General features: G+C 65.7%; 6 protein-coding genes. 2 read left to right on the top strand and 4 right to left on the bottom strand.

What is annotated here, in order from left to right:
- Together AC1D2F_RS12245 and AC1D2F_RS12240 are read right to left on the bottom strand one after the other, a co-directional pair.
- Positions 1-1,701 (bottom strand): multicopper oxidase family protein, encoded by a 1,701-nt coding sequence (locus AC1D2F_RS12245; protein ID WP_229992123.1) that lies wholly within the window; start codon positions 1,699-1,701, stop codon positions 1-3.
- 135 nt (positions 1,702-1,836) lie between these two features.
- On the bottom strand, positions 1,837-7,323 hold the full coding sequence (locus AC1D2F_RS12240) for a peroxidase family protein (RefSeq protein WP_476966817.1): 5,487 nt from the start codon (positions 7,321-7,323) through the stop codon (positions 1,837-1,839).
- Between the two features lie 581 nt (positions 7,324-7,904).
- Here AC1D2F_RS12240 and AC1D2F_RS12235 point away from each other — a divergent pair.
- Positions 7,905-10,253 carry an FdhF/YdeP family oxidoreductase gene (locus tag AC1D2F_RS12235; RefSeq protein WP_476966816.1) on the top strand — a complete coding sequence of 783 codons (2,349 nt, stop codon included), beginning with the start codon at positions 7,905-7,907 and terminating at the stop codon, positions 10,251-10,253.
- A 213-nt stretch (positions 10,254-10,466) separates the two neighbouring features.
- On the opposite strand, the gene AC1D2F_RS12230 is transcribed toward AC1D2F_RS12235, so the two are convergent.
- Positions 10,467-10,784, bottom strand: coding sequence for a DUF6457 domain-containing protein (locus AC1D2F_RS12230; protein ID WP_229992126.1), 318 nt, complete (start codon positions 10,782-10,784; stop codon positions 10,467-10,469).
- Between the two features lie 94 nt (positions 10,785-10,878).
- On the bottom strand, positions 10,879-11,868 hold the full coding sequence (locus tag AC1D2F_RS12225) for a LysR family transcriptional regulator (protein ID WP_364743754.1): 990 nt from the start codon (positions 11,866-11,868) through the stop codon (positions 10,879-10,881).
- Positions 11,869-11,999: 131 nt separating this feature from the next.
- Here AC1D2F_RS12225 and AC1D2F_RS12220 point away from each other — a divergent pair, with 131 nt between their 5' ends.
- Positions 12,000-12,878, top strand: a complete 879-nt coding sequence (locus AC1D2F_RS12220; protein ID WP_364743363.1) for an FAD binding domain-containing protein — start codon at positions 12,000-12,002, stop codon at positions 12,876-12,878.
- Positions 12,879-12,880 lie beyond the last annotated feature (2 nt).

Below are 12,880 nucleotides of genomic sequence, written 5' to 3'. Positions count from 1 at the left end.
TCAGGTCCCCGCCGGGAATCCGGGCCGGTACACCGGCTGGAACGCGTCCAGAGGAGTAGTGTCCAGGACTGGCGGATCCGTGGTGACGGGGTCGTTGGTCCTCAGATCGCCCACGGAGAACTGCACCATCATGTCGTGGTCCTCGTGGACCAGGTTGTGGCAGTGGATCATGTAACGGCCACCTCCGTTCGCGCCTGGGTCGAATTGCATGAGCGCTGTGATGGACTCGTTCTCGCCGGCGTAGAAGACGTCCTTGGGGCCCTTTTCCCAGGCGAACGGCTGGCCGCCGTTGGTGTTCCTCCCGATGATTTTGGCGTCAATGAGGTGGATGTGCACCGGATGGAACCAGCCGCCGGACGCATTGATGATGGTCCATTGCTCGACGTCGAACGGCTGGGGATTGCCGAACAGCTTGGTGAACCCGGACTTCTCCACGTCGGCCCAGGTGACGCCGTTGACGGTCCATTGTCCGTGATCCCGGAAAAATTTCAGCTCGCGTTTGGCTTTGACCATCGCCGGCGTCAGGCTCATGGTGGGAATGGCGCCCAGAGACGCGTTGACGGCCCCGCCGTCGTCCAGGGTGGCCGGGATGCTGGAAATGGAGCCGGCCCCCGACCCGGAGTCCGCCACCACCTGGAATCGCATGATTTTGTTCGTGTTGGCGAAGTCGATGTTGTTTTTGTTGCTGAGGTTGCGCAGTTCGATCAGCTGCCCGGTCCGGTATTTACGGAAGTCGATCAGCACCTCGTAGCGTTCCGCCGTGCCCTGCCGCCAGGATTTGACGGCCTGCACTTTCGGCGTCATGCCGCCGTCGGTGCCAACCACGTAGACGGGGTCACCGGTGGAGAGCGTGGGCCGGTAGGAGCGCGAGATGGACGCATCGAGCACCCGGAAGCGGTAGATCCGCGGCTTGACCTTCATGGTGGGCCAGGGCACGCCGTTGACCAGGATGATGTCCCCCCACAGGCCCTTCTGGTCGTTGTCGTTGTAGGCGAGGGAACCGTCGGCATTGAACATGGCGTCCGAGATCATCAGGGGCACGTCGAACTCGCCCTGCGGCAGCTGGGCACGCTCGAACTTGTCAGAGAGCGGATAGAAGCCGGCGAGTCCTGAGTACACGTTCTGGGCCGTGATGTGGTGCTTGTGGTCGTGGTACCAGAGCGTCCGGGACGGCTGAAAGTTGGGGTAACGGTAGTTCTTCACGTTCCCGGGGATGGTGATGTCGTTGGCGTACCCGTCATATTGGGGCAGCGACGCCGAGCCGTGCAGGTGGGTGACTGTATCAAAGCGGGCGGGCTGCACGAGCCCGGCGGCCGGCAGGGCGTTGCGGATCCGCACCTCGATCCGGGTGCCCTGGATGGCCCGGATGGTGGGGCCTGGAAAGATGCCGTTGTAGCCGGCCACGGTGGTGTTCAGCCCGGGCACGAGCTGGGCCTGGCCGAGCTTCTGGGTGAGGGCGTACCGGGCGAACGGCCGGGCCGGGTCGCCGCCGTCGAAGCCCGTCGCGAAGGGGACGAGCTCGGGCGGGCGGCGAAAGACGCCCGCGTAGGGAACAGGCTTGTTCTGAGGCGCAAGTTGGCTGGCGGTGAGGAGCGGTGTGCTCGGACCAGTAGTGGGAATGTCGTCGTCGCCGCCTTTGAACCCGGCAAGGCCGAGGGCGCCGACAGCGCCCAGTTTGAAGATCTCTCGTCGTGTAGTCATGGCCCCTCCAAGTGGGCAATAGAGCTGAATACAGTGTCGAAAAGTGAATTTCGAAGAATTGAGGAAGCCGGCTGGCGGGCCGCTGTGGGTCCGCCAGCCGGCGATCTCGTCGTGCTGTTGCAGTGCTGCTTGCTGTTACAGCCCTGCGCCCGTGGTGAACGTCCAGATACGGGTTGTCATCGGGTTACCGGCCAGGTCGCGGACGCCAGTGGTGCCACCGGTGACGGTGACCCGGTACTGGGTGTTCGCGAGGAGGCTGGTTCCGGGGTTGATCGTCAGCACCCTGGTGGTGCTGTTGAACGTGATCGCCGAAGCGACCGCCGCCCCGGTGGAGACCCGTTCAATCCGGACCTTGCCGGCAACTGCGAAGCCGGTAATGACCTCACTGAACGTGGCGGTCACGTTGCTGTTGCGCAGCACCCCTGTGGCTCCCGCGACGGGAGTCGTGGCGGTGATGGTCGGGTTGGGGCCCGTGGTGAACGACCACGTGCTGGTCGCCATCGTGTTGCCCGCGAGGTCACGGATCCCCACGAGGTTCACCGTGTACACGCGGTCCGCCAACAGCGTGCCGACCGGGTTCAGAGTCGCAACCCGGGTGAGCGTGTTGTAAGACACGACGGTGGGGATCACCGTGGTGCCGAGCCGCAGCTGGAACGTGGTTCCGCTGACTCCCGTCACCGCCTCGCTGAACGTTGCCGTCAGGTTCGCCGTCTGGCTGACGGAGAGTGCACCGGATGCCGGTGTCCGCGCTGTCACGGTGGGAGCCACGAATTCCGTCCGTGGTGTCACCGCTGCCGTGCGGGCCGAGAATCCGCCCGTACCGGCCACGTTGACGGCGGCGACGTCGAACGTGTACGCCGTCCCATTGGTGAGGCCGGTGACGACGACGTTTCCGACGTTTCCGGTGACCGTCGTACTTATCAAGGCAGTTCCGGCGAAGGCCCTCACTCTGTAACCCGTGATGGGGGATCCGCCGGTGGACCCCGGGGTCCAGGTCACGGACGCCGAAGCGTTCCCGGCCGTGGCCGTCCCGATGGTCGGCGCTCCCGGTGCGGTGGTAGCCRTCGGGCTCACCGTGTTGGACAGCGCCGAGAACGGGCTGTCACCGAGGGCGCTGTTGGCCAGAACCTGGAACCTGTACTGCGATCCGTTGGTCAGGCCGGTCACCACCAGGCTGGTGGCGCCTGCCGGGGCGGTGCGCAGGGCACCGACCTGGACGCCGGCCGGATTCGTCGTCACGTCGAGCACCTTCACGGAGAAGGCGCTGGCCGTTCCGACGGTCGGAGCCGTCCAGTTAACCGTGGCCTGGCCGGCGGCGGCGGTTGCCGTGCCGATGACCGGAGCGTTGGGCGCAACGGTGTCAGAGAACTGCAGGAGCTCGATGTTGCGGACAGTGTCCGTGCCATCGGCGCCGACGTTGTCAACCACCGTAGTGGTCGAGCCTGCCGAGCCCAGGGTGGCGCCGGCAGGGGTGGTCGTGACGGTGTAGTCGGCCTGCGGGCCGGTGAAGACGGCCCTGTCGGATCCGCCGGAGCCGGTCAGGATCTCACGGACGGCCACGATGTTTCCGGGGTCGACGGTGCCGGCAAAGACGGCTTCCTGAAGTGTCGGTCCGGTAAGCGCACCGGCGCCGTCACGAAGATACCGGCTGGCCATGGCGCTTTGGCCGGATCCGGTCACCGCTGCACTGCCGATTTCCGTCGACGGGTCAGCTGCGTTCGTCCTGACGCTCAGGCGGACGTTGAAGTAGGCGTCACCGTCGATGATGTCGTCTCCGCCACGTCCCTCGATCAGGTCGCTGCCGCCGCCGCCAAGGAGGATGTTGCCATCGCCCCAGACGTTCGCGCCGCTCAGAAGCGGGCAGTCGCCCGATGCCGACTGGGCCACGACGGTAGCCAACGGGGTGTTCAACGCCGGCACCAGCGCATCAAGACCGGCAATACGGTCAAGGCCCGCCTGGTCCAGCACGTCGCACCCGATGAACCCGGCGCCACCCACGGCACTGGGAACCACGCTGTCACCACGGATGGTGTCGTTGAGTTCCGCGCCGGACAACGCCTCGACCTCGTTGAACTTGTCCCTGACGCCGACCTGGAGGATATCCAGCGGCGGGATCGGGAGAGCCAAGTCAAGGTCCTGCGGCTGTGGATCACCGACGCCGATTTCCCAGTCATAACCTGAAGCGCCAGCGACCTTCTCGATGCCCGGACCTGCGACACCGACGTCATCGCCGCCTTCCATGTCGTAGTCGTCGTCACCGCCCTGTCCGATCAGGATGTCGTGTCCGGGCTTTTGGGAGTCGTCCAGGAAGAACAGGTTGCCGCTGTCCCCTTGCATGAGGTCCGGCTGATCACCACCCTCTTCCCAGTCATTGCCGCTGTCGCCGAAGGCGGCGTCAAGGCTTTGACCGAGCATGATGAAGTCGTCACCCTCACCACCGAAGGTCTCGTTGGCGTTGGCACCACCGTTCGTGAAGTCCTTGCCATCACCGCCCATGATGATGTCCAGGCCCGGTCCGGTGTCGATTGCGTCGTTACCGGGACCGCCCTTCAAGACATCGTCGCCGGCAAGGTCGGTGATGATGTCGTTGCCTTCACCACCGAGCGCGACGTCGGCTCCGTCACCACCTTCGATGATGTCGTTGCCGAGTCCACCCCAGAAGGTGTCGCTGTCGTTACCACCGAAGATGCGGTCCACGCCGGCAGTGCCGTTGTAGACGCTCTGGCCGTTGATCCCGGAGGGATCGACGGTGTTCCGCGCACGGTACTTGATGGTGCCGTCGGACATGCGGATCAGCAAAGCCGGCTCGCTGCACTCCGACTGCAGGTCGTCCGCTACGGTGTTTCCGAAGGACGCAAAGCCGGCAGCGGTGCCGGCAAGGTTCTTCAGCTCGAACTTGCAGTCCGCCGTGGCGAATGCATCGGCCTTCAAACTGCGAACGTTCGTGTTGCGCATCATCAGTTCGGAGAACGAGTTGCCTTCGAGCTGCGTCCTCAGGTTCATGCCCGGGGTGCGGGCCAGGTAGTAGAGGCGGTCGCCGTTCTGCAGCTCGGTCAGCTGGTTCTCGAACACGTAGTTGAAGGTGCTGCCCAGCAGGCCACCGAACACAACCGTTTGCTCCGCGAGTCCGCCGACCCAGAGGTCGACGTTGTCGAGGCCGGTGATCGACTGGGTGCCGTTGTTGGCCCAGGCGTCCGTGCTGTTCATGAACGCCGCGGCGTCAGCAGGGGCGACATCGCCAGCAATGGGGTTGGGGTTGACGATCAACCGTGCAGCCTCGCGCTTGCCCGCCAGCGTCGTCGCGCCGGTGATGGACGGGTGCTGACCGTAGGCAGCCACGAAGTTAGTCAGCGACTCAGGGTGCTTGAGGCCCTCCCCGAAGTCGATCCAGTTGGTGTAGGGCTTCAACTGGGCGTCGTTCGTCGAGTTGAAGATCTCCCGGCGAAGCTGGTTCAGCCGCGGGATACCCTCGGACCGGGCCCGCGTCATGTTGATCGTCGGCAGGTCCAGTGGCAGGCCCAGCAGGTTGTTGCGAAGCGTGTCGGTCACGAACTCATCGAGCTCGTTGCCGACCTGATCCGACATACCCATGATGACGCTGCCCGCAGCCTCCTCGGAGGTGAGCGAACCGGCAGGGCCGCCATTGGTGTACTCCGGAGGGTTGAGGAACCCGTTGAGCAAGGAGATGTCGTTCTGACTCCCCAAGATGTCATCGGAGGTGCCGAACTGGTTGTCCGGACCGGGGCGGTCCTCGTTCCTGCGCGAGATCGTCTCGGTGAGCATAGAGTGACCGAAGCGGTACACGGCGTGGGCAAACTCGGCCTTGATGGCCGGGTTGAGCTCCGTCTGAGTGAACGCAAACGGCTCGAAGGGGTTGATCGCAGGCTGGATCTTGCGGGCGAATTCCTCGAAGACCAGGTGCTGGTATTCCATTTCGGTGATGAACCGTGCCGCCTGGAAGAGGCGCTCACCGTTCCAGCCGTCTGCACCGGCCGCCAACTGCCATTGGGCCAGAGCCGCCGTGCCGCTGGCGGAAGTATCGTTCGTCAGCACGGTCTTGATATTGCCGACGAGACGGTCGTGCTCAGAGTGGAAGATCTGGTGGATGGTGGTGAGACCGATGTTCTCGTTGACCCGCCCGTCACCGGCGATGAAGTGCGCATTGAGCATCTCGTCGTCGTAGGTCCCGGCCGGCTGGTTGGCAAAATCTGCCGAGGCCGTGTTGTCAGCGTCCGGGGTGGGCGCTACGGGAGGCGTGGCCGGGTTGTTGTCAGCGTCCCGCGGTGACGGGTCGGCGTTGTGCGCGATGTCCGTCAGGAACGGCGTGTCGAAGTACCGCACGTTTGTCGGCACCGGCACGGGCGTGACCGTGTTTCCCTCTACGAGGCCGGTCTGGGTGACGTACTGCGGCAGCCCGCGCAGGGGTCCGGGGATGAACTTGCCATACGCGTCCGCTGCGATCATCGGGATGTTGGTGACGTCCTTGTCCTCGAGCTTGAGACCGAGGAAGATCGCCGCCTGGGACTTGGTCGTGGCCCACGTGGCCATGCCGTTCGCCGTCGGGCCGGCTGCGCCACCGAGCAGCTTGCCAGTGGAGACCGGCCTGCCGGCGGCGTTGTTGATGTACTCCCGCAGGAACACTTGGTGGGATGAGTGGGACGTGTAGGTCTGGGACTGGTCAACCCAGGGCGAGTCCGTGTTGGTCGCATTCTGGATATCGTCAGCACTCTCGTCGGCAGCGGTGGCGGGGTTGTCGCCTGTGACACCGTCCGGACCGGGCTGGTTCTGGCCCCGGGTCAGCACCATGAACCGCAGCTGCGGGGCCAGGTCGTCGGCGTTGCCGAGGATGTGGTCCGGGCCGGCGATGAGCGGATCATCGGCCTTCAGCGGAACGAAGACAGTGCCGCCGGACTTGACCGTCTGGTCTACGCCGTGGTCGAAAAACTGCCCGAACAGCGTGAAAAGCGAGTTGTAGGGCGGGGAAAGCCCGACGTCCGTGGTGACGTTCGGGATGAACAGGGTCTGATGCGACGGCACGCAGCCCGCAGGAACTTCAATGACCGGAGGTGTGGCGTTAGGCTGGGGATCCGTCGTGCACGGCACGACGCCCGTATTCCCCTGCGTCCTGACCGGGTTGCCGGCCGCTGCGACGGCGGCGGGGTTGGTGGAGGTCTGGTCCACAATCAGATTGCTGATGGTGCGGGGCTCGGAGTCGAAAACGTTGCCCTTCTTCTGCGCGTAGCTCGTCGAGCCTGCCGGGCCGAAGCCAGGGGGTACAGCCTCGGCGGCCTTGAACACGGGCGTGGCCAGGCGCGGGAACGTCTGGTCAGCAGCGCCGAACGTTTCCTGGCCTGGCTGGRGGTTGTTGCACGAGCCGTCCACTGTCCGCAGGCCCTGGGAGACGAGAGGGCTGGGGATTTGGTTGGGGCCGGTGCCAATCAGGGCACCGCACGGGCCGGTTGCCGACGTCGTGTTGGCGACGTGGGCCTCGGCGATCTTGATTTGCTTGAGAATAAAGGCCAGATCGGACGGGGTGATGGTGAAGCCTGCGCCGACCGGCGCCTGCACGGCGCTGGCGCCAGGCGCCGTTGCGGTGAGTCCGACAAAACTGAGCAGGGTCATCGCTGTCCCTGCCGCTACTGCCCGGGTTGACCGGCTAAAGACACGTCTTTGGCCGCCAACCTTCCTGCATGCGAACAAATTCATTGCACACCTGCCTCTTAGAGTGAGTGATGGTGCAACAGTGCTTGGTGATTCCTTGGGGAAAACTGGGACGGGTGGGTAACTTAGGATCCGGACCACGGTCCGGCGTTTTTCGGGGCCTCCGGCCACCGGGATCGCGGGTTTGAAATACGCGCACCGACGCTTGGGCTACTCGCCCCGAGGTCGACGGCGGCAACGTAGCCTACGCGGGAACTACTGCGCGGGCGTGCTGTCGGCGAATAACAGCCGGGTAACGGCTACCCCTGCAGGACCCGAATATTTGGCCTCTGCTACCTGAGGCTGGCGCACAGCAGGTCCCCAGCACGCGCCAAGACGGCGGTGGTATAAGGGGTGCGCACGGTGCCGGGCGGCACTCGGGACAGGGCCCCGGCCAATTGCTTGCGGCGCTCCGATCAAGCTGATAGGCCTGAAGGTATGGTGCATAGTGGCAGATCAGCACGCCGCCCCCTCCGGACGGTGGTTGAGGAAGGGAAGTTCACGTGACTCGCAAGACTCCTCACATCGAGGAACCGTCGGAGCAGGATCTCGTAGTCGGGGACGGGCCGAAGAGCTGGGCCGCTGGTGTCCCGGGCGTGTACCACTCCATGAAGCCGGCCATCGAGCAGATGGGGCTGAACCGGACCCGTAAGACCGTCATGGCCATGAACCAGAAGGAAGGCTTCGACTGCCCGAGCTGCGCGTGGCCGGACCCGCACCACCGCAAGGCGTTCGAGTTCTGCGAGAACGGGGCCAAGGCGGTGACTTGGGAGGCGACCCCGGTGGTGGTTCCCGAAACTTTCTGGGCCCAGAATTCCGTCAGCGAACTGCGCGGCCGGTCCGAGTACTGGCTTGGCATGCAGGGCCGGCTCACGGAACCGGTATACAAGCCCGCCGGCGAGGACCACTACAAGGCGGTCAGCTGGGATGAGGCGCTCCGGCTTGTGACCGACAAGCTCAAGGGGCTGGACTCCCCCGACCAGGCGGCGTTCTACACGAGCGGCAGGACGTCCAACGAGGCCGCCTTCCTCTACCAGCTGATGGTCCGCGGCTATGGCACCAACAACCTGCCGGACTGCTCCAATATGTGCCATGAATCTTCGGGCTGGGCAATGGGCCAGACCATCGGGATCGGCAAGGCGACCGTCAGCTTCGACGACTACGCCCAAGCCGACCTGATCATCGTCATGGGCCAGAACCCGGGTACCAATCACCCCCGGATGATGACCGAACTCGAGGCGTGCAAGAACCGCGGCGGTGAGATCGTGGCCGTCAATCCCCTTCCCGAGGCCGGCCTGCGCCGCTATAAGAACCCGCAGGAGGTCAAGGGCGTGATCGGCCACGGCACGCAGATCGCGGACCAGTTCCTTCAGATCCGGATCGGCGGCGACATGGCACTGCTGCAGGCCGTGTCCAAGCGCGTGCTCGAGGCCGAGGCCAAGAACCCCGGCACGGTTCTGGACCACGCCTTCCTGGCCGAACACTGCGAGGGACTCGAGGAGCTTAAGGAGCACTTGGCCCGGCTGGATGAGCGCACGGTGCTCGAAGCCACGGGCCTGCGCAGCGAGGACATCGATGAGCTCGCCGCCCGCTACCTCAAGGCCGAGAAGGTCATCATCACCTGGGCCATGGGCATTACGCAGCAGAAGAAGGCTGTCGCCACCATCAAGGAGATCATCAACCTCCTGCTGCTGCGCGGCAACATCGGCAAGCCGGGCGCCGGCGCCTCCCCCATCCGCGGGCACAGCAATGTGCAGGGCGACCGCACCATGGGCATCTGGGAGCAGATGCCGCAGTCCTTTATGGAAGCCCTCGGCAAGGAGTTCGACTTCGAGCCGCCCCGCGAACACGGCACGGACTCCGTCGAGACCATCAACAAGATGCGCGCGGGCGAGATCAAGGTTTTCGTCGCCCTGGGCGGCAACCTTGTGGGTGCCATCTCGGACACGAATGCCGCCGTGGCTGCCATGGAAAACACGGAGATGACAGTCCAGATCTCGACCAAGCTGAACCGCTCGCACACTGTGACGGGCCGCGAGGCGCTGATCCTCCCCACGATGGGGCGGACCGAGATCGACATCCAGGAATCCGGTCCCCAGTTCGTTTCGGTGGAGGACACTGTCTGCGCGGTGCACCCGTCCTGGGGCAGCGTCGAGCCGGTGTCCCATCATCTGCTCTCGGAGCCGGCCATCGTGAGCCGGCTGGGCAAGCTCCTGGTGGGCGAGAAGATCAAGGCCGACTGGGACGGGTTTGAGAAGAACTACGACCTCATCCGCGATCACATTTCGCGGGTGGTGGGCGGCTGCAAGGACTACAACGAACGGATCCGGCAGGAAGGCGGATTTGTCCTCGCCCACGGTCCCCGTGACTCCCGCACCTTCCCCACGCCCACCGGCAAGGCCGTGCTGACTGCCAATGATCTCGAGCTGGTCCAGCGGCCGGGGGGAACCCTGATCCTGCAGAGTATGCGCTCCCACGACCAGTTCAACACCACCATCTACTCGCACAACGACCGCTACCGGGGTATCAAGAAGGGCCGCCATGTGGTGTTCGTGAACCCTGACGACATCGCCGAACTCGGCCTTGCGGACGGGCAGTACGTGGACATCCGCGGCGTGCACGACGACGGCGAGGAACGCATAGTGCGCAAGTTCCGCGTGGTGTCGTATCCCACGGCACGCGGCTGCGCGGCCGCCTACTACCCCGAGGCCAACGTGCTGGTGCCGCTGAACCACACGGCCGAGGGCAGCAACACGCCGGTCTCGAAGGCGGTCATTATCCGGCTCGAGCCGAGCCTGGACCAGACGCCCGACGGCGCGGCAACAGTCCCTGCCGGGGTGGCCTCACCCTAGGCACACGCCGCAAGGCACCCGCCAGTCGCCGGGGCCGGGGCCGGGGCCACGGGACCTGCCCCACCCCGGCCCCGGCGACTGGACATGACACCAGCATGCCCGTCCCTGAGCCCCACCGTGGAGCATGTCCCGTACTGCCGGCGCGGGCGCTACTCCGTCACTCAGTTACTCCGTTACTCAGCTACTGCGCGACTCAGCTACTGCGCTACTGCCTTACTGGGCCCTCTTGGCCCAGCCTTCCTCGTCCGGGCCGCCGGACTCGCCGTGCTCGCAGAGCTCAATGACTTTGTTCGACGCGGCGTGCACGGCCTCCTGCGTGCCCTTGCGGCCGTTGGTGGACGCGGTACCGGCCGCGTAGCCCACAATGAACGCGCTGATGGCGTCCGCATGCGGCCCGACGGCTTTAACGGATTCGTCCGCGACCTGGACGATCTTTTCGTGGTCGACTTCCAGGTCAAGGATCTGCAGCGCCTGAATCAGCCGGCTGCTCCAATGCCGCAGCGAGCTGTCTTCGTCTCGGGACAACGTCATTGCTACTCCTTCTCGCAGGGTGAATGGATCGTCTAACCCCTCAAGGGGTAGCACCCGCCCGGGCGTTGTGCAACGCGACACAGCGGCAGGCGCCTCAGCTCCAGAGCGCCACGTGGAACTTGGACCCCCGCCTCTCCAGCCCCCGCGAACCGCCGGGAGCGACCATGGCCGCGGTGGCGTCGGCGGTGCCGGCAAACCTTTGCAGGGTCCGCGCCATGGTGGTGGCCCGGCGGCGGTCCAGGGTACTGGCCCACCAAAGTCCGGAGACTGGCGTTCCGGCCACCGGCACGCGGACCAGGGCGCCGCTGCGAATTTCAGCCCGCACAATATGGCCCAGCGCCAGCATGGTTCCCTCGCCCGCCCTGACGGCGGCGAGCGCCTCTGTCTCGCTGCTCAACCGGACGATCTCCGGCGCCACTGCCTGGGACGCCAGCCAGCGGCCCTCCTCGCTGGCCGCCTGGACGCCGGCGGGACCGGCAAACCAGGGCCTGCGCAGCAGTTCAGCCAGCGCTACCGGCCCGTGGAGGGCGGCGAGCGGATGCCCGGCGGCCGCCACAACAATCCGCTGGTACCGCAGGAACGGGGCGGAGTCGATGCCGACGTCGCCAGTACCGTTGGGAAGGCCGCCGTTGCGGACGGCGGGCCGGGCTCCCAAGGCGATGTCATAGACGCGTTCGCGCATCAGCGAGGCAATGTCCTCGGCCTCCTCCACCACCACGTCGACGGAGGCGCCGGGAACCCGGCGGGTGAAAAGGTCCAGCAGGCGCCCGGCCGCGTGTTCGGCAAAGGGCGCCGTCGCCACGATATTCAGGCGTCCGGTCTCGGTCTGGGCATGCGCCACCTCCCACCGGGCCTGATCCGCCAGTCCCACGATATCCTGGGCGTGTTCGGCGAGGGCCCGGCCGCCGGGAGTCAGCGCAATCCCGCCGTGGGCGCGCACGAAGAGCGGGTCGCCCAGATCCTGCCTGAGTGCGGCAAGCGCCGTCGAAACGGCCGGTTCGCTGACTCCGAGGTGGACTGCTGCGGCGTGAAGAGAGCCCAGCTTGGCCACCAGGGCGAACGTCCGCAACTGTCCCAATGTCATCGCCACGGCTTCATAACCTTTCGCTTATGACGATATTGACAGCCCACTCAGGCCGGGGCAAGACTGACCTCAATCCGGCGCTAAGCAGCCGCTGCACCATGCCGCCGGCCATTCGGAGTGAGGTAGGGACTATGCAGATTCCGGCTCCATTTGACTACGTGCGCGCCACCACCGTGGACAACGCCCTGGAACTTCTCGCCCGGTACGGCCCCGATTCCCGGGTGGTGGCCGGCGGCCACAGCCTCCTGCCGATGATGAAGCTTCGCCTTTCCCGGCCCGAATGGCTGATCGACATCAATGACCTCTACGAGCTGGATTTCATCCTCCGTGACGGCAACAAGCTAAGGGTGGGCGCCATGACGCGCCACACCACCTTGCTGGAGTCGGACGAGGTCGCCGCGCTGTTCCCCATTGTGCGGGACGCCGAATTGGTGATCGCCGACCCCGTGGTGCGCAACCGCGGCACGATCGGCGGCTCCCTCTGCCAGGCCGACCCCGCCGAGGACCTCTCCACCGTTTGTGACGTCCTGGCCGCCGAGGCAGTGATCCGCGGGCCACGCGGCGAGCGCATCCTGTCCATGTCCGAGTTCCACCGCGGACCTTATGAAACCGCGGTCGGACAGGATGAGCTGCTCTGCGAACTCAGGTTCGGCATCCGCCCCCGCTCGGGCAGCGCCTATGAAAAGGTCGAACGCCGGGTCGGCGACTGGGCAGTCGGTGCCGCCGGCGCCGCAGTCACCCTCGCCGCGGACGGGACCGTCGACGACGCCGCCGTCGGACTCACTGCGCTGGGCCTTGACCACCCGCTGGCCGAGGCCGCCGCGGCGCTCCGCGGCAGGCATCCGGACGAGGAGCTGTTCGCCGAGGCCGGCAGGCTGGCAGCGGCGGCCTGCGATCCGGTAGCGGACCAGCGCGGCCCGGTCGACTACAAACGGCATCTCGCCGATGAGCTCACCCGGCGGGTACTGCGGCGGGCCTGTGCCCGCGCCGCCCAGATGCAGGAAGGCTGAAA

The organism is Arthrobacter sp. P1_B3 (genome assembly GCF_056406615.1).
The sequence above is the reverse complement of the archived record's forward strand: the minus strand, read 5'-3'. Positions and strand labels throughout refer to the sequence as shown.